This is a genomic window from Pseudomonas abieticivorans, assembly GCF_023509015.1.
Taxonomy (GTDB): domain Bacteria; phylum Pseudomonadota; class Gammaproteobacteria; order Pseudomonadales; family Pseudomonadaceae; genus Aquipseudomonas; species Aquipseudomonas abieticivorans.
In genome coordinates this window covers 6,051,280-6,073,752 of record NZ_CP094975.1, presented here as the reverse complement: position 1 = coordinate 6,073,752, position 22,473 = coordinate 6,051,280, and the positions used below count along the sequence as shown (strand labels likewise).

18 protein-coding genes are annotated in these 22,473 nt (G+C 63.0%); 3 read left to right on the top strand and 15 right to left on the bottom strand.

Features of this window, described 5'->3' with window-relative positions; all coding sequences use genetic code 11:
- Nucleotides 1–148: 148 nt before the first annotated feature.
- Nucleotides 149–1,423 (top strand): Nramp family divalent metal transporter, encoded by a 1,275-nt coding sequence (locus L9B60_RS27540; RefSeq protein ID WP_249680176.1) that lies wholly within the window; start codon nt 149–151, stop codon nt 1,421–1,423.
- Between the two features lie 36 nt (nt 1,424–1,459).
- On the opposite strand, the gene L9B60_RS27535 is transcribed toward L9B60_RS27540, so the two are convergent.
- The 14 genes from L9B60_RS27535 to L9B60_RS27470 form a co-directional block, all read right to left on the bottom strand.
- The gene (locus tag L9B60_RS27535) at nt 1,460–2,956 is read right to left on the bottom strand and encodes a right-handed parallel beta-helix repeat-containing protein (protein WP_249674141.1); all 1,497 of its coding nucleotides are present in this window, start codon (nt 2,954–2,956) and stop codon (nt 1,460–1,462) included.
- A 16-nt stretch (nt 2,957–2,972) separates the two neighbouring features.
- Nucleotides 2,973–4,088: a polysaccharide lyase gene (locus L9B60_RS27530; RefSeq protein ID WP_249674139.1), complete on the bottom strand. Its 1,116-nt coding sequence runs from the start codon at nt 4,086–4,088 to the stop codon at nt 2,973–2,975.
- Nucleotides 4,079–5,497 (bottom strand): alginate O-acetyltransferase AlgX-related protein, encoded by a 1,419-nt coding sequence (locus L9B60_RS27525; RefSeq protein ID WP_249674138.1) that lies wholly within the window; start codon nt 5,495–5,497, stop codon nt 4,079–4,081. The genes L9B60_RS27530 and L9B60_RS27525 overlap by 10 nt, the downstream gene beginning before the upstream one ends.
- 57 nt (nt 5,498–5,554) lie before the next feature.
- Nucleotides 5,555–6,202 carry an alginate O-acetyltransferase AlgF gene (locus tag L9B60_RS27520; protein WP_249674137.1) on the bottom strand — a complete coding sequence of 216 codons (648 nt, stop codon included), beginning with the start codon at nt 6,200–6,202 and terminating at the stop codon, nt 5,555–5,557.
- Nucleotides 6,203–6,218: 16 nt separating this feature from the next.
- Nucleotides 6,219–7,319: an alginate O-acetyltransferase gene (locus L9B60_RS27515; protein ID WP_249674135.1), complete on the bottom strand. Its 1,101-nt coding sequence runs from the start codon at nt 7,317–7,319 to the stop codon at nt 6,219–6,221.
- Nucleotides 7,320–7,328: 9 nt separating this feature from the next.
- Entirely contained in the window at nt 7,329–8,756 is a 1,428-nt protein-coding gene (locus L9B60_RS27510) for an MBOAT family O-acyltransferase (protein ID WP_249674133.1), read from the bottom strand.
- A 14-nt stretch (nt 8,757–8,770) separates the two neighbouring features.
- Nucleotides 8,771–10,258, bottom strand: coding sequence for an ion channel protein AlgE (locus L9B60_RS27505; RefSeq protein WP_249674131.1), 1,488 nt, complete (start codon nt 10,256–10,258; stop codon nt 8,771–8,773).
- Nucleotides 10,255–11,694 carry an SEL1-like repeat protein gene (locus tag L9B60_RS27500; protein WP_249674129.1) on the bottom strand — a complete coding sequence of 480 codons (1,440 nt, stop codon included), beginning with the start codon at nt 11,692–11,694 and terminating at the stop codon, nt 10,255–10,257. Before L9B60_RS27500 ends, L9B60_RS27505 begins: the two co-directional genes overlap by 4 nt.
- A 22-nt stretch (nt 11,695–11,716) precedes the next feature.
- Nucleotides 11,717–12,868, bottom strand: coding sequence for a PilZ domain-containing protein (locus tag L9B60_RS27495; RefSeq protein WP_249674128.1), 1,152 nt, complete (start codon nt 12,866–12,868; stop codon nt 11,717–11,719).
- Between the two features lie 16 nt (nt 12,869–12,884).
- On the bottom strand, nt 12,885–14,417 hold the full coding sequence (locus tag L9B60_RS27490) for a glycosyltransferase (protein ID WP_249674126.1): 1,533 nt from the start codon (nt 14,415–14,417) through the stop codon (nt 12,885–12,887).
- A 153-nt stretch (nt 14,418–14,570) separates the two neighbouring features.
- Nucleotides 14,571–15,878, bottom strand: a complete 1,308-nt coding sequence (locus L9B60_RS27485; protein ID WP_249674124.1) for a nucleotide sugar dehydrogenase — start codon at nt 15,876–15,878, stop codon at nt 14,571–14,573.
- A 475-nt stretch (nt 15,879–16,353) separates the two neighbouring features.
- Complete coding sequence (locus L9B60_RS27480) at nt 16,354–16,779, bottom strand: MarR family winged helix-turn-helix transcriptional regulator (RefSeq protein ID WP_249674123.1); 426 nt, start codon at nt 16,777–16,779, stop codon at nt 16,354–16,356.
- Nucleotides 16,776–17,630 (bottom strand): alpha/beta hydrolase family protein, encoded by an 855-nt coding sequence (locus L9B60_RS27475; protein ID WP_249674121.1) that lies wholly within the window; start codon nt 17,628–17,630, stop codon nt 16,776–16,778. Before L9B60_RS27475 ends, L9B60_RS27480 begins: the two co-directional genes overlap by 4 nt.
- A gap of 234 nt (nt 17,631–17,864) precedes the next feature.
- Nucleotides 17,865–18,794: a site-specific integrase gene (locus L9B60_RS27470; protein WP_249674119.1), complete on the bottom strand. Its 930-nt coding sequence runs from the start codon at nt 18,792–18,794 to the stop codon at nt 17,865–17,867.
- A gap of 159 nt (nt 18,795–18,953) precedes the next feature.
- On the opposite strand from L9B60_RS27470, the gene L9B60_RS27465 reads away from it, so the two are divergent.
- Nucleotides 18,954–19,919 (top strand): DNA-binding protein, encoded by a 966-nt coding sequence (locus tag L9B60_RS27465; RefSeq protein WP_249674117.1) that lies wholly within the window; start codon nt 18,954–18,956, stop codon nt 19,917–19,919.
- Here L9B60_RS27465 and L9B60_RS27460 read toward each other — a convergent pair.
- A complete protein-coding gene (locus tag L9B60_RS27460) occupies nt 19,909–21,429 on the bottom strand; it encodes an FAD-dependent oxidoreductase (protein WP_249674115.1) in 1,521 nt (506 codons plus the stop codon). The two genes, L9B60_RS27465 and L9B60_RS27460, sit on opposite strands and share 11 nt — an antisense overlap.
- Before the next feature lie 192 nt (nt 21,430–21,621).
- Between L9B60_RS27460 and L9B60_RS27455 the strand changes: the two genes are divergently transcribed.
- On the top strand, nt 21,622–22,473 hold the full coding sequence (locus L9B60_RS27455) for an STAS domain-containing protein (RefSeq protein WP_249674113.1): 852 nt from the start codon (nt 21,622–21,624) through the stop codon (nt 22,471–22,473).

The following is a 22,473-nucleotide window of genomic DNA, read 5'->3' as shown; positions in this document are numbered from 1 at the left end:
CAACGGTCAATCGGTTTGTCGTAGGCTAAATTTCAGGCTGGCGGCTACGTTTTTCTTGCCTACAACCGCCCAGACAGCGAAGTACACCGTGGCCCTGATCAACGAAGAACTGCCTTGCCCTGCACCTGGCCGGCCCAGCCTGGGCGTACTGAACGCCAGCATCGCGGTGCCCAGCACGGGCCACTGGTTCAGGCGTTTGCTGGCCTTTGCCGGCCCCGGCTACATGGTGGCCGTGGGCTACATGGACCCTGGCAACTGGGCCACCGACATCGCCGGCGGCTCGCAATTTGGCTACACGCTGCTGTCGGTGATCCTGCTGTCCAACCTCATGGCGATCCTGTTGCAGGCGCTGGCTGCGCGCCTGGGTATCGCCACCGGGCTGGACCTGGCCCAGGCGTGCCGCGCCTATTATTCCAAACCCACCTGCATCGGCCTGTGGCTGGCCTGCGAGGCGGCGATCATCGCCTGCGACCTGGCCGAAGTGATCGGTACCGCCATCGCCCTGAAGCTGCTGTTTGGCATCCCGCTGCTGTGGGGGGCGGTGATCTGCGCGGCCGACGTGTTCCTGATATTGCTGTTGATGAACCGCGGCTTTCGCGCCTTGGAAGCCTTCGTCATTGCCTTGCTGACGGTGATCTTCGCCTGTTTTGCCGCGCAACTGGTCATGGCCCAACCGGTGCTCAGCCAGGTGTTGGCCGGCTTCGTGCCGCACACCAGCATCATCACCAACCCCGCGGCGCTGTACATCGCCATTGGCATCATTGGCGCCACGGTGATGCCGCACAACCTGTACCTGCATTCGTCTATCGTGCAAACCCGGGCCTACCCACGCACGCCCGAGGGCCGGCGCAACGGCTTGCGCTGGGCGGTGACCGACAGCAGCATTGCCTTGATGCTGGCGTTGTTCGTCAACGCCGCGATCCTTATCACCGCCGCCGCAGCCTTTCACAGCCGCGGGCACACCGAGGTGGTGGAAATCGAGCAGGCCTATGAATTGCTCTCGCCGCTGCTGGGGGTGGGGATCGCCTCGATGTTGCTGGCGATTGCCTTGCTGGCGTCGGGCATCAACTCCACGGTCACGGCGACCCTGGCCGGGCAGATCATCATGGAAGGCTTTTTGCAACTGCGCATCGCCAACTGGCTGCGGCGCCTGATCACCCGGGGCCTGGCGATCATCCCAGTGTTGGTGGTCACCAGCCTGTACGGCGAAAATGGCACCGCGCGCCTGCTGGTGTTCAGCCAGGTGGTGCTGTCGATGCAACTGCCGTTCGCGGTCATCCCGCTGGTGCGCTTTGTCTCGGACCGGGAAAAGATGGGCGAACTGGCCACCGGCCGCTGGCTAACGGGCGCGGCCTGGGCGGTGGCGGGCTTGATCGTGGTGCTGAACATCAAGCTGTTGTACGACAGTTTCATCGCCTTCTGACCCCAGCCGACCTTAGCCGGCGGGGGCAGGGCGCGGCTACAGGGCGCTGTTGCCGCACGCCAGCGCAGCTGGCTGCCCAGCGCCCGGCGTGCGCCGTACCTGCACGATGCAACCCTGGCGCACGGTGGCATCGAGCAGCACGCTTTGCACGGGCATCAGGTCGCCGATCAGCAGGTTCTGCAACAACGGCTTGCCCTGATACTGGTTATGCCCCAGCACCACGTTATCGATGCCCTCGACCCGCACCACGGCCTTGCCGATGGCGCCCAGGCGGTTGCCGGTCAAGGCCAGCTCGCCCGGCAGTGGCAGGGCATTGCGCAGGCTGATGGCATATTCGGGGCTGGCGCTGATGCGGTTGTCCAGAATCGCCAGCGCCTGCACTTCGCTGGCGTCGATGGCGCTGCCCTGGCTGTTGCTGATCAAATTGTCTTCGATCACCAACACACCGCCCTTGCCGGTCAGGTTGCGCAACTGGATGCCATTGCCTTTGGAGTCGCCGATGCGGTTGCCGGTCAGCAGCAGGGCACCGGCCTGTTCGCTCACTTCGATGCCGGCCTTGGCGGTGGTCAGGATCAGGTTGCCCTGGATCAGCGCCCGGGTTTGCCCGCGCACGCGGATGCCGCTGTTGTTCTCCACCCCACGGATGCTGTTGTCGCGCACCTGCGCCTGGCTGTTGTTGAGGTCGATGGCGTACTGCTGCTGCTGATCGAAAGTGCTGTGCTCGATCAACGCCTGGGCGTGTTGCAGCTCCACGCCACTGGATAGCTCGGTGAAGTGGCTGTTGCGGATCAGTACCGAGGCCGGTGGCGTGCTGGGCGCCTGCTGGGTGCTCAGGCCGGTGCTCAGGCCCCGTGACAGGTTGGCGTTGTAGCCCAGGCGGCTCAAAGTGGAGTCCAGGATTTGCGTGGAGCTGCCGGCCCAGGACACCACGAAGGGCCGGTAGGCACGGTCGGTGGCGCTGGTTTTGTCACCGGTCCAGCCCTCCAGGCGCGATTGGTTCAGGCTCAACAGGCCCTGGTTGATCAGCGCGGTGCCGGAAAAGTTGTACAGGTACAGGCTGGTGCCTTCCAGGATCAGCCCGCCATTGGCGGTGATCATCAGTGGGTAGCTCAGCAGGTAGCCGTCCTTGTGCCGGCGCAACACCTTGGGGTCGTGCAGGGCCTCGGCCAGTTGCGCCAGGGTGATGCTACCGCCGCTGATCACCACCGCTTGCGGGTGATGCGACTGGTAGCCGGCGATGGCGCGGAACAACCCGTTGTTGACGAACGGCTCGAACGGCCAACTGCCTTCCTGCGAGGAAAACATTGGCTGCAAGCTGACCTGGGCCCGGCCAGCCGGCTTGCGCAGGGCCACCTCGGCCATCTGCACGGCCTGGCGGGTGCGCTGCAGTAATTGGACCTGCTGGTCTGATTGCTGCCGGGCAGGGATCACGCTCAACGCGCGGTCCAGCACCAGGGGTTGGGTCTGGGCCTGGCAGGTCAAAACGCTGGCCAGCAGGCTGGCGAACAGGCTGGTACGAATGAATGGCGGCATGTTAGTCGTCCTTGGCTCAGTGGCCGGTTGAATACAGCGGCTTGAGTGGGCCGCCAAGCTGGCTGTAGTTGTCGACGTCACCGTCCAGCGAGTCATACAGCTTGCGCGCCAGCACATGCTGCGGGCTGCGCTGCAGAAACGGGATCAGCCAGGCCATCTTGTAGGGCGCGATGTCGGCCTGGGACTGGCCTTGCAGTTGGGGCAAGCCTTGCGGGTCGAGCACGCTGCGGGCGGCGAAATTGGCCAGTAGTTCCAGGCGCGACTGGTCGTCGGCCGACCAACCCAGGTTATTGCTGCGGGCGGTTTCGGCCAGCATCACCAAGGGCACCAGAGCGTACTGGCTGTAGCTGGCGGCCAGCTTGCCGCGCGCCACTTCCAGCGGCAGGTAGGCATAGTCGCCGGCGCTGGACAGGGTGGCCTGCTGCAAACCGCGGCGCAGGTTGCTGTCGCCCCAGCGGATGAAGTCCTCGCGCTGGATCAGCATGCCGGTGGCCGACACGGCCCAGCCGGCCCAGTAGTCATGGTTGTTGAAGAAGGCAAAGCCGGGTGCATGGCGCGGTTGGTACTCTTCGATGACCAGCGCGCCGAGCCGGGCGAACCAATCTTTTTGCACCGGCGACAGCACCAGTTTGTTATCGGCCATGGCCTCGGTCATCAGCAAGGTGCCGCTGATGGCTGCCACCGCCCATTTGCGCGCGGCCATGCCGCTGCCGCTGGCGTCGCGGTTGAGCAGGGCGCCGGCCTTGGCCCAGGTTTCCAGCCATTGGTCCTGGCAGGCCAGGGCCATGTTGGCCTGTTGCGGGCTTTTGGCCCGTTCGAACTGCTTGGTGGCGTAGATCAGCCCGCCGATGAACGCCTTGACCTGCTTGCCGATTTCCTCAGTGCCCTGGTCCTGGCTGGCGGCCAGGGTGGACTTGCTGGCATCGCTTTGATCGTATTTGCTCTTGAGTTGCAGGCTGCCGGTGTAGGGCGGCGGCGGCTCCTTCACGCAACTCAAGGTGCGGTAGTCGGCAATCATCGCCGAAGGCGCGGTGGCCCGCGCCGGCCAGATCGAGGTGCTGGCGCTGGCGGCGGCCAGGTGCAGGCTGCCCGCGGCACCGAGCAAGGCCAGCAGCAAGGGTTTCAAAGGCATAGTTTGGTGTCCACCTGGGTTGCGCCGCTGGAAGGTTTGGTCGGCTCCATGAACACCGACAGCAGGTTGGCGCCCTGGAATTCCTTGGCCTTGCTCAGCTCCAGGTAGTACTGGCCGCCGGTCACGGCCGCTTCACGGCGGAACCAGATCTTGTCACGCTGGCCATTGTCGTAATAGACGATGAGGTAGAAGTCCTTGACGTTCTTGTCGCTGATCTTGATGTCCAGGAAGCCTGCCGAACCCTTGAGGTCGCTGCGGCTTTCGCCGGCATTGCTCAGCAGTTCGATGCGATCGCTGACCTTGAGCGCCGGGTGGTCCAGGCGGTTGCTCAACAGGGTTTTGGAGGTGGCGCAGCCGCCCTTGATCGCCGGCACCAATTGGCGGTACATCTGCGGCGACTCCAACTGGTAGTTGGCCGGCAGCTCCCAGATCACCACTTTGGGCGGGGCGGCGGGCTTGTAGCTGTCCGACAGCAGGTATTCGAGCAACGAGCCATCCTGGCCAGCGCCGGGCAGGGCGAAGTTGAGGATGTCCACGTCCAGGTACTGCTTGAGGTAACCGTCGAAGTTGAACTGTTTGCTTTCATCTTCCCGGGCCGCGGCGTTACTGTCGCCCACCAGGATCACTTCGGGGTCTGGGGCTTCGTCGAACAGTGCGTCGGCGCTGTCGGCCACCGGCACCGTCTGGTAGCCACGCACGTACTGCATGCCAAAATTATTGCCGCAGATATAGGTCAGCCCCAGGTTCATGGTGCCGTCCTTGGGCACCACCACGCCGGGTTCGGTGCGGTAGTGCTTTTTAGTAAGGCCTGCATAGAACGGTTGGCGACGCACCTCGTCGGCGACCACCTGGGCGGTGGCCTGGGCGCCGGTGGGGGTCCAGTGGTGGTCGCGGCGGAAGAAGTATTCGCCGGCCGGCGGCTTGGCCACCAGTTGCATCACGTCGGGTACCACCGCGCCGCCTGCACGCATTTGCTGCAGGTAGTCGCCGAGGTTGCGGTTGGCGCGGGCGTAGTCAAAGCCCATGTGCTCGCCCGGGCGCAGTTTGTCGCGGTGCATCAGCCCCCGGGTCGGCTGGATGGCCATGACCACATGGGTGCCTTGGCGTGCGAAGGTGGCCATCAAGCGCGCGTATTCGCTGCGCATGCTGGCCGGGATGCCAAAGTCGTTGGTCAAGTCGACCTCGGAGCGAAACAGCCAGCGGTCCTTGCCGGGCACGATTTCGCGCATCAGTTTCATGCGCCCTTCGGTGTAGTTCTGCGGGTCTTTGAGCGCCGGGCAAATCAGGCAATCCAGGCCGGTGCAGGTTGGCGTGCCCTTGGCCGCGGCAGGCCCGGCGTCGGCGGCGAACGCCGGCAGGCAGAACAGCGACAGCAATGCGGCGAAGCCGAAAGGTAGGGGTGTCTTCATGGGCGCAAACTTCATCATCCTGTTGATCGGGGCATTCGGGCCAGGCGCAGTGCGTTGTTACTCGGTGGGGTCGATGCCGTTGGCCAAGCTCATGCTTTTGTAGCCACTGCCTTGGGGCAGCAGCACGTAGCTGTAGGAGCGGCCTTTTTTCAAGAACAGTTCGTCGAAGTTGGCCACGTTCTGTTCACCCACGTAGGCGGCAAAGCCAATCTTGATTTCGTTGACCATGCGGCTGCCGGTCTGGTCCTTGCCCAGCGGGTCGACGATCACGTGCTTGCCGTCCACGGTTTTAAGCGCCGCCTGGGCCGGTGTCAGGTTGTAGAAGGCCACTTGGGCTTTCTTCGGCTCGTTGACGTATTTGTCGGCGATCAAGGTCAGGGTCTTGCCGTCGTACACCAGGGTGCTGGCCGCATTGGCCTTGAGTTCTGGTTCAATGGCGTGGCCAGCCACACCGATGCTGTGCTTGCCTGGGGTGGTGAAGCGGTAGCCACTCAGTTGCCCGGCGGCGACTTTCTGCGGGTTGGTCTTGCCGCTCAGGCTCACGTCGATGCCGCCGTTGCTCAGGTTCAGCACCCGCACGAAGGTTGAATCCGCCGGGGCCACGGCGTCGTACAGGTCGGCATTGCCGTCGGCGGCCAGGGCGTGGGCGCTCAGCAACAGGCCGGCGGCGCCCAGCAGGCGTTGGATCAGAAGGGTGGCGGTCATGGTCAATTCCTTTAACTTAAAAATGAATAGGCAGTGCTGACAGGCTGGGCGAGCCGGCCCGGTGGGCCAGCACGGTGCGCAGCGGGAACTCCCAGATCACCGTGTCCAGGCTGTCGTTGCTCAATTGGTCGCTCTTGAGAAACTCGGTCATGGCCTCGAATGGTCCGCGGGCTTCCACCGCCACGCTGAACAAGTCGGTGCTCAAGGCTTCTTTCAAAAAGCCGCTGAAGTTCCAGTCCTCGATCTTGGTGTAGCTGGTGCCCACCAGGGCGATGTGCTGTGGCTCGTCGCCAAACAGACTGGCATCGCTGACCGCCTGGCTGGCCTTGAGCGTTTCGAACAGCGAAATGGTGCCGGCGCCGTAGGCGGGCGGTTCGCTGCGCTGGTCGAACTGCACGTAGTTCATCAGGTCGCCCTTGATGGTTTTCTGCGCCACCACCTGGGAGGCGTAGGCCGTGCTGCCGATCAGCTCCGGGTGCTGGCGCGCCAGTTCACGGGCCGCTTCGCGCGCGCCCTGTGGGGTCCAGTGGGTGTCGGATTTGAGAAACAGCGGCTCCTGGTCACGGGCCGCCAGAAAGCGTGCACGCAACGGCGCCACGGTGACGTTCTGCTGTTGCAGTTGCGCGACGAAACGGTCGTACAGGGCGATGGCCCGCGGGTCGGCAGCGCGCAGGGTGTACTCGGCGTAGATGTCCAGCTTCATTGGCAGCGGCAGCACGATCAGGCGCTTGTTGTGGGCTGCCAGGCGGGCCTGCACCTCGCTGATCTGCGCCAGTTGCAGGCTCAGGTTGTGCTCCAGATCGTTGGGCACGCGGTATTCCTGGTTGGTGAACAACCAGCCATCGCGGCCCAGCACCACGCCGCTGGTGCCCTCGTGAAACACCTGGAACTGGGCATCGGCCCACAGCGCCACCGAAGGCTCGCGCAAGAAGAAGCGCTTGTCGTACACCTGCTCGAACTTGCGCAAAAGCTTGCCATCCATGAACAGCGAGTAGGCGTCGGTCTGGCTTTTGCCAAAGCTGAACACCACCGGCAGCGAGTACACGAACATGCCCAGCAGCAACGCGCAGAACAACAGCCCATTGAGTTTGCTCGCCGAATTCATCACGGGGTACATGGCGGCCTCCTAGAACTGAAAGTACAAGAATGGTGAAAAGGAATGCGCGGCCAGGCTGCTCAGCGACAAGGCAAAGCCGGCCCACAGCAACAGCATCTTCATGCCGCCGACATGGCGCATGAAGTACTGCTCTTTATTACCCGCGTAAAAGCGCACGTTATTGATGCCTGAAAGGATCAACCACGCCACCGCGACCACCGCGAAGGCCATGGCCATTTTCGAGGCGCCCAGCACGTACAGGTCCAGGCTGCCGGTGCCGTTGAAACCGAACAGGGCCTTGTAGATCTCCAGGCTGTGGGCCAGGTTGCTGGTGAAGAACAGCGGCATGCTCAGGGTGATCAGCAAGGTGGTGCGCAGGTTGCGCAGCAGGTTGTAGGGCGTGCTGATCTTGGTGGCGATGCCCAGCTTGCGCTCGGTCACCATGGCCAGGCCAAAGAACAGCCCCCAGCAGATAAAGGCAAAACTTGCACCGTGCCACAGGCCCGACAACAGCATGGTGTAGACCAGCGCGGGCAGGGCCCCGGCGATGCGCTTGCGCACCAGCGGCATGTACACGTAGTCGCGCAGAAAATGCGCCAGGGTCATGTGCCAGCGCGCCCAGAACTCGGTGATGCTCTGGGACACGTAGGGTTGGTTGAAGTTTTCCGGGAAGCGAAACCCCATCATCAGCGCCAGGCCCAGGGCCATGTGGCTGTAGCCGGCGAAGTCGAAGTACAGTTGCAGGGTCGACACCACCAGGCCGAACCAGGCGTCGCCCATCTGCAGGGTGCCTTCGCCGACGAACAGCCCGGCGATGGGCGCCAGTTGATCGGCAATCAGCACCTTCATGATAAAACCGAGCATGAACCGGCATACGCCCAGGCTGAAGAGTTCCAGAGAGTGTTCGCGCTGGCGCAACTGCGGCGCCAGTTGGCTATAGCGCAGGATCGGCCCGGCCACCAGGTGCGGGAACAGCGCGACGAAGGCGGCAAAGTCGATGAAGCGGTTGGTGGGGGTCGCGTCCTTGCGATAAATGTCGACGATGTAGCTCAAGGCATGGAACACGTAGAACGAAATGCCCAGCGGCAGGAAGATCGTTTCCAGGGTAAAGGTGTTGATGCCCAGTGGCGCCAGCAGGGTGGCGAGCACTTCGGCGCCAAAGTTGGCGTACTTGAAGTAGCCCAGGGTCGACAGGTTGCCGACGATGCCGATCCACAACAGGCGCAACGCCCAGCGCTTGTCGCCTGCGTCCAACCGCGCCTTGATGCGCAGGCCGAACCAGTAGTTCCAGTAGGTGATGCCAACGAACAACAGCAGGAAGTCCGGGCGCCACCAGGCATAGAACAGGTAGCTGGCGGCGACGATCACCGTGGACCGCCACTGCGGGCGCGACAAGAAGTACACCGCCAGAAACACCGGCAGGTACAGGAACAGGAACACGTTGGAGGCGAAGATCATGGGTGGGCCCGTCCTTAGTAACTCATTACCACGCCGAACGAAATCTGGTAATCGTCGCCACTGGTCAGCGCGTTGCCGGCGTTCAGGTAGCTGGCGGTGACCAGGCCATTGACATCAAAGCGCTTGCCTTCATAAGCCAGCGGGAACATCTTCCAGTAGTAATTGACGTCGTACATCTGGCCCACCGAGCGCCCGCCGGTGCTGCCGCCGGCGTTGATGGCGGCATTGCGTGCGCTGCGCTGGTCGGCGTCGACGCGTATCGGCAGGCTGCCGTTGCGGTCGCGCAGTTGCAGGTTGGTGACCCGAAAGTCAAGGTTGCTGCGCGGTGTTGGTTTGGTTTCCAGGGCCACGCCGTAGTACTGCAGGTTGCGCAGGTCCAGGCTGACGAAGGAGCTGACCAACCGCGTGCTGTAAGCACCTGGTTGGGTAATGCGGTCGGACTGGATGGCGTTCAGGCGAAAGCCATCGGTGTCGTCGTCGGTCTTGTCGGTGAGGCCGCCGCGCAAGGCCACGCGCGGGGTCCAGGCCAGCGTGTCGAAACGCTTGCCGACTTCGCCCAGTAGGGCCCAGCCGTTGCTGCTGCCATTATGGTCGGTGGTTTTGCTCGACGGGTCACTGGAGTCGATCAGGGTGGTGCGGTCCATCTTGCCGTTCAGCGAGATCGCTTCCAGGTGGTAGTCGCTGAGCAGCGGCGTGAAGGTCAGCCGCTCGCCCTTGAAGAACAGGCCACTGCGCACGCCGGTGAAGTCGTAGCGGTCGTCGGCGTCGTGGTTGCTCTTGTCGTCTTCGTACATCAACCGTGCGCCCACCCAGTTGTTCTCGCTCCAGCGGTAGGCGTATTCGCCCATGGCATAGAGGGTGTTTTTCTCGGTGTCGTCCAGGGCGTTGACGTCGGTGTTGTAGTTGTGGAATTTCTGCGCGACGGCAAAAAAGCCGTGGGAGAAGGTGTCGGTGTAGTTGAAACGCACCGACTCGATGCTGTCGTCCCACCAGATACCGTATTCGTCGCTGAAACGCTGGCGCCCGGCCGAAACCGAAAACCGCGGGTCGTCCCACAGCAGGTTGCGTTTGACGTACAGCTCGCGGAATTCGGCGTAGAAGCCTTCCGGTTGGTCGCGGCCGCTGGCGTTGTTCTGGTTGGCTTCGTTCTGCACCAGGCTGGCCGACTGGCTGGAGTCATAGTCGAGCCACACGCGCCCGTACACTTGCCATTTGGCCCAGCGCTTTTCCGGCGAGTACCACACGAATGAAGGCTCGTAGCGCAGGCTGTAGAACGACTCGCGGCCGTTGCCCACCTCGGAGTTCTCCGGCCCGTAGCCGCCTTGCAGGGTCAACTTGTTGAAAAATTCCGAGGTGATCGGCGGTTGGCTGCCATCGGCCGGGGCCATGCGCACCGGTTCGCTGCTGTCGGCTTCGGGGCCGGTCACTTCTTCGGCCGCCAGGGCCGCGCCGCTGAAGGCCAGGGTCAGCAGGGCGCTGTACAAGGGGGTGCTGGGCTTCACAGTTGAGCTTCCTTCATGAGGTCGGCGCGGGCCACCAGGGCCCGGTCGATGTCGTCCTTTTTCATCACCCGGTCCAGGCGCTTGAGCAGGCCGCGGGCGCGGTTTTCACCCAGGTCCAGGGCCACTTGCGCGTAGGCGTAGGCCTTGACCGGGTCGTTGCACAGCGCGCGGGCGCGGAAATAGATCGTGGCAATGCGGTAGTAGGCGGCGGTCGAGCCCAGGCGGGCTTGCTCCTGGTAAATCTGCAGGGCTTTTTCCTGGTCGGGTTGGTCCAGGCCACCCTTGCTGTACAGCTCGCCCAACAGCAGGTGCGCATCGCGGTAGTGGGCGGTGATCAGCTCATTGATCAGCACCTGGGCCTTTTGCGGGTCCAGGGTCAGCCAGTTGGTGACCATGTAGAACGACGCCTGCAAGGCCTTGGCCCGGATCGGGTCGCTGGCTTGCACGCGGTTGATCAGCGCCTGGGTTTCGTCGGCGTTGTGCTCGCTGGGGTTGCTGATCATGAAGTTGACCTTGGACACCAGCGCTGGCACGTAGCCGCGCTCGGCGGCGTTGTCGAACCAGCCTTGCACCTGCGCGGTAGCTGCGGCCTGGGCGTCGGCGCGGGCCTTGTCGGCGGCCGCCTGTTCGGGCGTGGGTGGCGCTTTGACGGGTTTGGGCCCCATGCCGCTGGCCAGGCGCTCGTCTTTGTCGGCTTCATCATCAATGCGCTGCAGGCTGTTGATGCTGTCCAGCAAGGCGCCGATGCGGTGCACTGTCTCCACTGGCAAGCTGGCGCGTTGCGCCTCCAGGGTCTGGGCGTACGCCTGGAACAGGCTGTCCTGTTGCTCACCCAGGAAGCGGTAGTAGCGGTCCACGGCGCGCACGTCCACCTTGATGGCCGCCTGGTATTGCCGGTCGGCCACGGCGCGGTTGCCTTCACGCTCGGCCAGCACCGCCTGGTATAGCTCGGCGTGGCAGTTGAGCAGGCACGATTGCTGGTACAGGCTGATCAACTGGCGAGCATCGGCCACGCTGAAATCCTGCGGGTACACCAGGAACACTTCCAGGGTGGTGCTGATGTTGCGCGGGTCCAGGGTGTGCGGATAGCGGCCCAGCGCCCGGGTCACGTAGCCGTGCTGCTGGTCGCGCAGCCGTGGGTTGCGGTCCAGCAGCCGTGCCAGGGAGGCCAGCGCCGGCACCTCGCCGGCACCGTCGGCGAAGGCGTCCTGGTACAGGCCCAGCACTTCGTCCAGGTTGACCGTGTCGGCGTTGGACAGCACGTCGCCCAGCAGTAGCTTGGAGGCGCGATCACCGCGGGCCGACAACTCGCGCAGGTCGGCCACGACGTTGGCGTTGGGGTCCTTGTACAGGGCATAGCGCACCTGTTCCAGGCTTTGGCCGGCGAAAACCGGGCCGGCCAGGCTCAGGGCCAGCAGCAACAAAGACGGGCGCATCGGCAATTTCATCGCGGCACCCTTACAGCGACAGGTCGAACGGCAAGCCCAGGTACAGGTCCACCGCCACAGGCTGTTGGTAGGCTGAGCGAGGCAGCGGGCTGTCGGGCTGGATGGTCAGTTGCAGGTTGTGGTTGACCGGGTCTACCTCCGAGCCCACCACCTTGCCGCCAAACGGCTGGTCGATGCCAAACACTTGCAGGTTGACCGAGCGCACGCGGGGGATGTCGGCCAGCCGTGCGAACGGCACGTTGGCTTTCACCAACAAGCCTTCATCGCTGGGCAGCAAGTGCACCAGCGGCGCTTGCTTGTAGGCGTAGCCGTCCAGCGGTTTGCTCGGGAAATACACGTCGCAGTTGCAGGGGCTTGCGATCACCGTCTCGATGGTGGCGCGGCCCAGCAGGGTTTGCAGGTCACCGGGGGACAAGTCCGCCACCGCCTTCATGTCGGCGGGGCTGGTGAAACTGGTGGCCAGTTGGGTGGACACCGTGGCCACCGGCTCGCCCGCCGTCACCTGAGTTTGCCCAGGCTTGAGCATGAACTTCACGTAGCCGTTGTCGGGCATGCTGATGACCTGCGCGTTGGCGCTCACCAGCGCCTGGTCGGCCGGGATGCGGAAAAACAGCAGGTAGCTCTTGTACGCCACGAACGCCACGGCCGCCAGGCCCAGGGCCAGCCACGCCAGGGTGCCGACCACTGCGCGCAGGCGGTCCAGCGGGCCTCGGGCGATGGCGTACTTGTGCTTGCGTTCCTTGATGTAGTTCTCGCGCTGCATCACGTTGAACAGGCCGTTGATGTCGGCGATCTCGCCCGACATGTAGGCCGAGATGATGTAGCGCAGGATGTCGCGCTTCTGCGAGTCCAGGTCGACGAACTCGGCGCCCACTTCCTGGCCGCGCTGCGAGACGATCTTGATCTTGGCGTCGATGTTCAGGTCCATCTGGTTCAGGCGCAGCTTGATCGAGGCGTTGTACAGGCTGCCCAGTTTCAGGGGCTCGGCATGCAACAAGCCCAGGCCGCCCAGGGAGATGTCCTGGATATTGCTTTCGAAGGGCAGCTGGCCGCCGCCGTCGAGCTTGACCTTGGCGTTGATCTTGGTACGCACGTACTGGCGTTCGTCGATCGCTTCGTGGACCACATTGGCCGGGAGTACGGTAGTCGTTGAGCTACTCATGGCAGGCGCCTTTCCTTTAACGTTGCGTGAGTTCGAGCAGAACCGAAATGACCCCGAAGAACACCGCGATGGAAGAGAACATCATCGCCTTCGAGGACCAGCGGTTCAGGGCGGCATCGAAGTTGACGCTGCCATTGCTGAGGGTGGTTTTTTGCCGGGTCCAGCTCTGCTGGTCCATGTGGAACATCGCGTACACCTTCATCACCGAGCCCACGATCTGGTTGTAATACAGCACGAAGGGGTAGGCCGGGCTCACCGGGTGGCCGGAGAACACGAACATCAGCGTCACCAGGGTGCGCGACAACAACACCCAGAACAGGTACACCAGCAGGTACTGCATGCCGAAGATCAGCCCGGCGAACACCGAGGCCGTCAGCCCCATCAGGCAGGTCCACATCGACAGGCGCTGGTCATACAGCACGTACAGGGTGAACAGGCCCAGGCGCGCGCGGCCCAGCAGGGTGGTGGCGCGAAAGTTCTGGCGCAGCGAGTTGCCGTACCAACGGAACATCAGTTGCCGGGTGGCCCGCAAAAAGTTGCTGTCTGGCGGATGCTCCACCGTCAGCGTATGGCTGTCGGGCACGTAGAAGGTGTCCCAGCCGGCGCGCATCAGGCTCAGCCACGAGGACTTGTCGTCGCCGGTCAGGAACTGAAAGCGGCCCAGGCGCCAGTGCTCCAGAAAGTCCGCTTCCACGTCCTTGATGAAGTCGGGGTCGATCATCACGCTGGCGCGGAAGAACGACAGCCGCCCGGTCAGGGTCAGCACCCGGTGCGACAGGGCCATGGAACACATGTTGATGTGCCGCTGTACGAAGCGCATCGAGTGCCACTCGCGCATCAGCGTGCTGCCTTCCACCTGGCAATATTCGTTGGTGGTCAGGCCACCGACGTTGGGCAGGGCGGCGAACAGCTTGACCGCGCGCTCCACGCAGTGGGGCAGCATCATGGTGTCGCCGTCGACCACGCCCACCACCGAGTTTTCCAACGGCATCTGCCGCGACAGCGCACGGAAGGCATGGGCCAGGCCATCGCGTTTGCCGGTGCCGCGGGCCCGCACGATGATCAGCTTGATGTCAGCGCGGCCCTGCACCTCGTTGCGCATGATGGTCTTGATGAACTGCTCGTCGCCTTTTTCGACGATGGAGGCGATCACCGTGCACGGCACGTTCAGCCGCTGCACTTCCTGGAACACCGACTGGTAGACCTTGAACGTGGTGTGGGTGGGGATGCGAAAGCTGGTCACCACCATGTACATATGGCCCGGCAAGGCCGCGTCACCCATGCGGTCGACCTGGCGGCGCAGGCGCGGGAACTTCCAGTGCAAAAAGTACATGCCGCGCAGGTAGTGGACGACGGCATTGCCATAGCGCCACATGCCGATCGTGCCGATGATGAAAATGAACTTGGCGTGGTCCGGGTTCAGGTACTCCGGCGCGATCATTTCCGAGGCCAGCGCGATCAGTGCGAACAGGCATGCCCAGGCGCAGAACCGCGCACAGGAGGGCTTGCTGAACACGCCATTGGCCGCACCGCTTGCGTATCGATCCATCTACGGTTGACTCCTAAAAAACAGCTGTTTGCCGACTGGCTGGCCGCCCCACGCGCGCACGCTGCCGGCCCAGCCGGTCGCCAGGGTGGGTCACGCATACGGGTGTGAAGCGGGGCAGTCAGTCCTTGGGGCGGTTCACCTACAACGGGTGAATTACCAGCAAATCCCTTCCTGGGTGGCGTTGCTGCGATGGCTCATGAAACCCACCAGGTCGACGATCTGTTTGTCGTCGTTGCCGGCCAGTACATCGGCGAAGCTTGGGTCGTTGTTGCCCAGGATCAGCACTTCGGCGCCAGCAACCACCTGGCCAAGGTCGGCGCACAGCAGCGACGATACATGGGGGATCTTGGACTCGATGTACTCCTTGTTCGAGCCAAACACCCGCGCGTACTCGACGTTGGCGTCGTAGATGCTCAGCTCGAAGCCCTTGCCGATCAGCATCTCGGCCAATTCCACCAACGGGCTTTCGCGCAAATCGTCGCTGCCGGCCTTGAAGCTCAGGCCCAGCAGGCCGATCTTGCGTTTGCCGTAGCCACTGACGATGTCGAAGGCATTCTGCACCTGGCTGCGGTTGCTGCTCATGATCGAGGCGAGCATGGGATGCTCGACGTCCAACTGGCCAGCGCGGTAGGTGAGGGCGCGCACGTCCTTGGGCAGGCACGAGCCGCCAAAGGCAAAGCCTGGGCGCAGGTAGTAACGGGACAGGTTGAGCTTGTGGTCCTGGCACACCACGTCCATCACCTCGCGGCCATCCACGCCCGAGGCCTTGGCGATGTTGCCGATCTCGTTGGCAAAGCTGACCTTGGTGGCGTGCCAGACGTTGCAGGTGTACTTGATCATTTCCGCGACTTCGATCGACTTGCGGATCACCGGCGCGTCCAGGCCGTGGTACAGCTCTTCGAGCATGTCGCCCGACAAGGCGTCCAGCTCACCGATCACGGTCATGGCCGGGAAGTCGTAATCCTGGATCGCAGTACTTTCGCGCAGGAACTCAGGGTTGGTGGCCACGCCAAAATCAACGCCAGCCTTCTTCCCGGAGGCCGCTTCCAGCAGCGGGATCACCACGTTTTTCACCGTGCCGGGTAGCACGGTGCTGCGCACCACGATGGTGTGGCGGTCGGTCTTGTCCCGCAGCGCGGCGCCGATCTGCTGGCACACCGCTTCCATGTAGACCAGGTCCAGGTCGCCGTTTTTCTTACTCGGTGTGCCCACGCACAGCATCGACACATCGCTGTCCAACACCGCCTGGGAGACGTCGGTGGTACCGCGCAGCGAACCGCTGGCAATGCCCTTGGCCAGCAACTCGCCCAGGCCCGGCTCGACGATGGGCGACTGACCTTTGTTGATCATGTCGATCTTGCTTTGCGAGATATCGACGCCAATCACCTCATGCCCTCGAGAGGACAAACAGCCGGCACATACAGCGCCCACATAACCCAGTCCAAATATACTGATGCGCATAGATCCCTCTCCTTGAGTGTGCGTAAACGCCAACTCAATCAGCTACCTTAGAATTTGAGTGTCACGGGCAGAAACAAGTAGTTTCTAAAAGCGAAGTTTGAAGCGAAGGTGTTCTTGGAATGAAACATATCGTAGAGAGGGAGAATTAACAGCGCAATAGGGCAGGCTAAGGTTTATTAAAAAATCTTCAGGTTCGATTTATCTATTTAAAAACGCCTTTTAAATCAATAACTTAAAATTATTGTTTATATGGCGTCAAAAAATTAGTCTTGCCTTTTCGTCATTATGATGACGCCAAATTTATACGTTTTTTGCTTTTTTCCTGGTGTCCGTAACCGGTCTTTACTTTGTTTAGTTGCCCCTTCGCTCAATGTTTACAGGTGCTTGCCGAGATTGCCAACTATCGAAACACACTTTGTTACATCTGCCGGATATGCTTTTGTATTAATACCAATAGCCGCTGCGGGTATTCACGCTAAAAACGTTTCCCCATAGCTTCCAGCCAGCGCGACACAGTCGACATTTCGGCTTCACTGAAGCCTTCGGTGACCACGGCATTGAGCGCTGCAAGTTCGGCCTTGGCCGCCAATGCCGTCTCGCGACCCAAGGCGGTCAGCCACAATCGGTTGATGCGCTTGTCCTGTTGATCGGTGCGTCGCAGGATAAGCCCAGCCTTGATCATGCGGTCGGCCAGGCCTGTCATGGCCGATGGGGCGATGTCCAGGGCAGCGGCCAGGTCGCCACTCAGGGCGCCGTCCTGGCGTGACAGCGCAAACAGCGCGCCAGCCTGGACCGCGCTGACGCCCGCACGGTGTTCGGCGAGGCGCTCAATGTGCCGCTGAATGCGCCGCTGAGCCACGTTGAGCAGAAACACGTAGCGCGGGTCGTGCAGGCGCTTCATGCGGCTACCGCCACGTGGCGCTGCAACCACTCGGTCACCGCCGGCCACAAGGTGGTGGCGTGCCGTTCCCGGAAAAATCCCAAGTGCCCGATGGCTTGGCCCTGGCTGTCGGCCGGGCTCAATTGCCGGCGTTCCACGGGGCAGTGGATCAATTGCCGGCACATCAGGTCGATGGCTGCAGCGGGCGCCCAGGGATCGTCGCTCATGCCCACCGACAACACCGGCATGCGCGGGCGGCTGAAGCGCGCCGCCGCGTCCATGCCGGGGTCATCGAAAAAGTAGCGGGGCAGGGAGGTCCAGCGGCTCCATTCCAGCATCACTTGTGCCGGCAGGTCCTCGCCAATGCCCAGGCGCTTGCCTGGCACGTAGCCCAACAGGCGGGCACACAACGGCCCGATCACCTTGAGCAGCGCCGCTACCCGCAGGCGTTCGGTCCACGGCGTGATAAAACGCAGGCAGCCGGCCTGGGAGGTGATCATGACCGCGCCGTTGAGGTGCCGGCTGCTCTCGCACAGGCCAATGGCGTGGCCGCCAAAACTGTGGCCTACGGCGAGCAGCGCCAGCGCGGGGTTGCGTGCAGCTGCCCAGCGGGTCACAGCTTCTACATCCAGGGCGGCCCAGGTGCTGAAACCGGCGGCTACGTGCCTGGCCTGTGCGCCGATGCCGCGGTAGTTGTAGGTCAGGGCATCAAAGCCCAGCGCCGTCAGGTGGCGGGCGAAGGCAAAATACATGCGCTCGGTCACGCCGGTGGCGGGGTGGATCAGCACCATGGCCTTGGCTGGCGTGGGGCTTGCGTGCAGCGTGGCCGACAGCACGAAGCCGTCGGCACACAGGATGGGGGCGTGGGTCATGGCGGCCTGTTATTATTTCGCATGTGAAGTAATTATTTAGCAGGCGAAGCGAATGATTGCAAGCAGGGCAGAGGGCTCGACCTAAGGGAGGCGCTTGCACGGCCCGTAGGAGCGGATTTATCCGCGAAAAGGTCACCGCGTTTAACCTGATACACCGCAGCGTTCTTTTCGCGGATCCGTTCGCCGCTACGCGTCGGGTATTCGGCAGGCAGGGCTGCGGCAACAGGCACCTGGCTACGAAGCGCTGCCCATCGCCAGGCCGGCAAACGAGGTTGCCGGGTCCACGTAGCGCAGCGCCGATTTCATGTCTTTCCAGCCGACGTACGCCATCAGCGTCTTGATGTCCCAGCCATTGCTCGACGCCCAGGTGGCGAAGCCGCGCCGCAGGGAGTGGCTGGTGTAGAGCTCGGCCGGCAGGCCTGCGCGGTGCAGGATGCTGCGCAGCAAAGGGATCAGGCTGTTGGCGTTCAGTGCGCTCTCGGCCAGGTTGCCCCAGCGGTCCAGGCGCCGGAACACCGGGCCGTGGCTGATGCCGGCCAGGGTGATCCAGTCCAGGTAAGCCTCCACCGGGCACAGGCTGTTCAGGGCGGGGGTCTGGTAGGTGGCGCCCAGGTGCTGGCGGTCGCCTTTGCTGTGGGGCAGGTAAAAGGTGATGCCGCTGCCGGCCTGGGCCTGGATGTGTTCGACCTGCAGGCGCGACAGCTCATCGGCGCGAAAGCCGCGCCAGAATCCGATCAATACCAGCGCGGCATCACGCTTGCTGCGCAGCAGGCCGCGCAGGTCGTGCTGCTGCGCCGCCTGTTCGGCTTCGCGCTGCAACTGCGCGAACACGCTTTGCAAGTGATGCAGTTGCAAGGGCGCTGCCTGTTTTTCCCGGGCCGGGTGCAGCGTGCGGATGCCCTTGAGCATCTGCCGGACCGTCGGCGTTTTGGTGGGGTCGGGGAAGCCCTGGGTAACGTGCCATTGCGACAGGGCCGCCAGGCGCAGTTTAAGCGTGCTGATGGCATGTTCGCCGGCATGGTCGGCCAGGTAGCGCACGATGCTGTCCCCAGTCGCCGGTAGAAACCCGCCCCAGCTCACTTCGAAATGCTCCACGGCTGCCTGGTAGCTGCGCCGGGTGTTTTCCCGGGTGCCCGCCTGCAGGTACTGCTCCACCTTGCTCATTACGCCTGTTCTCGACATTGCCCAGGCAATTATGCCACCTGACATGCGATAACGCTCAATTATTACCTGTTAAAAATACACTGATATTCAATTTTCAATTTGCGAATAGTATGCGTAAATACATGGTACGTAATACAGTACGAAATCGACGGAGCACACATGGCACGCGGCGGCATCAACAAGGCATTGGTCAAGCAGGCTCGGCAATCGCTGCTGGCGCGCGGGGAAAACCCGAGCATCGATGCGGTACGGGTGGAATTGGGCAATACCGGCTCCAAAACCACGATTCACCGCTATTTAAAAGCCCTTGAAGACACCGAAGTCGACCCGGCCGCGCCCAGCCTGAGCGCGCAATTGACCACGCTGGTGGCGGGGCTTGCCGATCAATTGAGCGAGGAGGCCGAGGCACGAGTCGCCGAGGCGCAAGGGCGCTTCGATGCCGCCCGTGAAAGCCTGGAAGTACAGTTGCAAGCCAGCCAGCGGAGCTTGGCGGCCTTGCAGCAACGCTTTGATATTCAGGGCATGGCGCTTAACACCGAGTCCGAAGAGCTGGCCCTGTGCCGCAGCACCTTGCAGGGCGAACAGACCCGCAATGCGCGGCTGGGCCAGGCCAACACTGACCTTGAACTGCGCATCGGCGAGAAGGACGCGCACATCCAGTCCCTGGAAGACAAACACCGCCACGCCCGCGATGCGCTGGAGCATTACCGCACGGCGGTCAAAGAGCAGCGCGAACAGGAACAGCGCCGCCATGAAGGGCAATTGCAGCAGGTGCAGGTGGAGATCCGCCAGTTGCAGCAAAGCCTGATCGTCAAGCAGGACGAACTGATGCGCCTGAGCCGCGACAACGAACGCATGCTGGTGCAAGCCCGCCAGGCCAGCAAGGAGCAGCTGGGGCTACAAGATGAGCTCAAGCACATGACCGCGCAGGCGGGGGGCATGAGTACGTTGCTGGCCCAGGCGGCCGGGGCGCGCGAAGAGCTGGATCGGCAGATGGCCACCTTGAAAGGTGAGGCCGTCGAGCAGCGCGAGCACCTGGCAAAGGCCTTGAACGACGTAGCCCAGTTGCAGGCGGCTATACAGCAGCAGGCCAGCGCCCAAGAGGCGCCAGCCCCTACGGAGTGATGCCACGGCGCCGGAAGTATTCATCCAGTACCGTCGGGTCGCCGTACGGCTGGGCCAGCGCCACGTAGGTGTCGGGGCGCATCAGGTAAAATGCATCGCGGGAAAAGCCTGCGTGCTCGTGCACGATGTGCCAGCTGAAAATGTGCACCGGCACATTGTGGGTCGCGCCCCATTCCAGCAACGCCTCGCTGGCCCGGCCATACACGTGGATCTGCCAGGTGCCGCCGTGCAACGAGTCGAAGTTGTCGCGGCCCGCCACCTTGGCCCACGGCAACCGATCGCCACCATGCACGTGGCCGGCCACGCCTTCGCTTAGCGGCAGGTTGCGGTAGTTCACGCCGATCTGTGACACGGTGCGGAACATGAAATCACGCACCGCCTTCAACGCCATGACCCGTGGCAGCACCCGCGGGGCGAGGCGGGTGCGCACCCGGTTGGCCAGCCAGCCATCGGCGGTGGCGAAGCTGAACACGCGGTCCGTGGTGGCTACCAGTTGCCGGGCAAAGCCGATGCGTTCGGCCTCGTAGCTGTCCAATAGTGCCGGGGTCGCGCGCCCGGCCAATACCGCGGCAAGCTTCCAGGCCAGGTTGATCGCATCGCCAATGCCGGTGTTCATGCCCTGGCCACCGGCCGGGCTGTGCACGTGCGCGGCGTCGCCCAGCACGAACACATTGCCGGCGCGAAAGTGCTCGGCCACGCGGTGGTGCACGTGGTAGGTGGAAAACCAGTTGACCTTCAACACCTCAAGTTTGAGTTGATCGATCGCCCGTTGGCTGACATCGGCAAAGGCCAGCGCGTCGGCGTCCACCGCGCGCTCGCCGCGCACGGTACCGATCAGCCGCGCGCGCCCCTCGCCAGCCAGGGGGAACACGGCCAAAAAATCGGCCTCGTCCAAATCCACGTGCAACTCGCCATTGACTGCCGGCCCCAAGGCTTGCACGTCGGCCACGTAAAACAGCTGTGAATAAGTACCGCCGGGAAACCCCGTGGTCAACGCCTTGCGCACCGTCGAGCGGGCACCGTCGCAGCCGGCCAGGTAACGCGCCTGGCAGGTTTGGACCTGGCCATCGGGCGTTTTCAGGTACGCGGTGATCATGGCCTGGTCGTCAATGAAGTCGGTGAGTTCGGTGTGCCGTTCCACCTCAACGCCAAAACGCGCCAGGCGTTCGATCAGCAACTGCTCGTGCTGGTCCTGGGGGTAAATTTCAAGAAAGCTGTAGGGGGTGCGCGACTGGCCAATGTCGGTCAGGCTCAGGTGGGCGGCCTGCTCGCCGCGCACCCACAAGTTGACGCCGGGCATCTTGTGCCCGGCGCCAATCACTGCGTCGGTCAGGTCCAGTTGCCGATACAGCTCCAGGGTCCGTGCCTGCACCGCCAAGGCCCGGGAGGTGGTGCCAGGCGCGTCGGTCTTGTCGATGATCCGCACATTGACCCCGGCATGGCTGAGCCAGAGTGCAAGAACCAGGCCGGTGGGGCCGGCGCCGATGATCAGAACGTCGCTGCGGGTCATGGCCTGCACCTCATCGATGTTTGAACAAGAATAGGTGATATCCAGGCCTGCGCCGGGCCCACAAGCGTGGTAAAAACCGATACGCTGAATACCGATTGCAAAATAACAGTGACACTTCAGCACTTTCCGATGGGCGCGGAGTCTTTTCGTGCAGACCATCAGCATTGTGCAGGATCAAGGAGCACGACCCCCATGGCAGCACTGCACCCGCGTACCCTTTCGGCCCTCAACACCTCCCAGGCCTCCCTGGCTGGCGAGTGGCAACAAAATCTCGAAGCCAGCGGCGCCAACCGTAACCTCAAGGAAGGCGACGTAAAACAGCAAACCGAGGAGTTCCTCAGCCTGGTCAGCGCGGTGATCGACCGCGGCGGTTCAGCCAATATCGCCAATAGCGACTGGGACGAAGCGCGCCAATTCCTCGAAAAACTGTCCCATAGCCGCGCACTGGCCGGGCAAGACTCGCAACAGACCGCCAGCTTCATTTTCTCCCTCAAGGGCCCGCTGTTCGGCATGCTGCAACGTGCCTATGAAGACAACCCGGCACTGCTGGCCGAGCAACTGTGGGAAGTGTCGGTGCTGCTCGACGCACTGGGCATGCACACCATCCGCACCTTCCAGAAGTCCCGCGAGGCGGTGATCAAGCGCCAGCAGGAAGAACTGCTGGAGCTTTCCACCCCGGTGGTCAAGCTGTGGGACGGCGTGCTGGCCTTGCCAATGATCGGCACCCTGGATTCGCAGCGCACCCAAGTGGTGATGGAGTCGTTGCTGCAGCGCATCGTCGACACCGGCTCGGAAATCGCCATCATCGACATCACCGGCGTGCCCACCGTCGATACCCTGGTGGCCCAGCACCTGCTCAAGACCGTGACCGCCATCCGCCTGATGGGCGCCGATTGCATCATCAGCGGCGTGCGCCCGCAAATCGCCCAGACCATCGTGCACCTGGGCCTGGACCTGCAAGGCGTGGTCACCAAGGCGAACCTGGCCGATGCCCTGGCGTTGGCGCTCAAACGCCTGGGCGTGACCGTCAGCAAGGCGGTGTGA

What these genes read in the sequence shown, in the direction of transcription:
- L9B60_RS27535 (WP_249674141.1), bottom strand. Translation starts at nt 2,956, where the DNA reads ATGCCGCCATTCATTCGTACCAGCCTGTTCGCCAGCCTGCTGGCCAGC.
- L9B60_RS27530 (WP_249674139.1), bottom strand. Translation starts at nt 4,088, where the DNA reads ATGCCTTTGAAACCCTTGCTGCTGGCCTTGCTCGGTGCCGCGGGCAGC.
- L9B60_RS27525 (WP_249674138.1), bottom strand. Translation starts at nt 5,497, where the DNA reads ATGAAGACACCCCTACCTTTCGGCTTCGCCGCATTGCTGTCGCTGTTC.
- L9B60_RS27520 (WP_249674137.1), bottom strand. Translation starts at nt 6,202, where the DNA reads ATGACCGCCACCCTTCTGATCCAACGCCTGCTGGGCGCCGCCGGCCTG.
- L9B60_RS27515 (WP_249674135.1), bottom strand. Translation starts at nt 7,319, where the DNA reads ATGTACCCCGTGATGAATTCGGCGAGCAAACTCAATGGGCTGTTGTTC.
- L9B60_RS27510 (WP_249674133.1), bottom strand. Translation starts at nt 8,756, where the DNA reads ATGATCTTCGCCTCCAACGTGTTCCTGTTCCTGTACCTGCCGGTGTTT.
- L9B60_RS27500 (WP_249674129.1), bottom strand. Translation starts at nt 11,694, where the DNA reads ATGCGCCCGTCTTTGTTGCTGCTGGCCCTGAGCCTGGCCGGCCCGGTT.
- L9B60_RS27495 (WP_249674128.1), bottom strand. Translation starts at nt 12,868, where the DNA reads ATGAGTAGCTCAACGACTACCGTACTCCCGGCCAATGTGGTCCACGAA.
- L9B60_RS27490 (WP_249674126.1), bottom strand. Translation starts at nt 14,417, where the DNA reads ATGGATCGATACGCAAGCGGTGCGGCCAATGGCGTGTTCAGCAAGCCC.
- L9B60_RS27485 (WP_249674124.1), bottom strand. Translation starts at nt 15,878, where the DNA reads ATGCGCATCAGTATATTTGGACTGGGTTATGTGGGCGCTGTATGTGCC.
- L9B60_RS27480 (WP_249674123.1), bottom strand. Translation starts at nt 16,779, where the DNA reads ATGAAGCGCCTGCACGACCCGCGCTACGTGTTTCTGCTCAACGTGGCT.
- L9B60_RS27475 (WP_249674121.1), bottom strand. Translation starts at nt 17,630, where the DNA reads ATGACCCACGCCCCCATCCTGTGTGCCGACGGCTTCGTGCTGTCGGCC.
- L9B60_RS27470 (WP_249674119.1), bottom strand. Translation starts at nt 18,794, where the DNA reads ATGAGCAAGGTGGAGCAGTACCTGCAGGCGGGCACCCGGGAAAACACC.
- L9B60_RS27465 (WP_249674117.1), top strand. Translation starts at nt 18,954, where the DNA reads ATGGCACGCGGCGGCATCAACAAGGCATTGGTCAAGCAGGCTCGGCAA.
- L9B60_RS27460 (WP_249674115.1), bottom strand. Translation starts at nt 21,429, where the DNA reads ATGACCCGCAGCGACGTTCTGATCATCGGCGCCGGCCCCACCGGCCTG.
- L9B60_RS27455 (WP_249674113.1), top strand. Translation starts at nt 21,622, where the DNA reads ATGGCAGCACTGCACCCGCGTACCCTTTCGGCCCTCAACACCTCCCAG.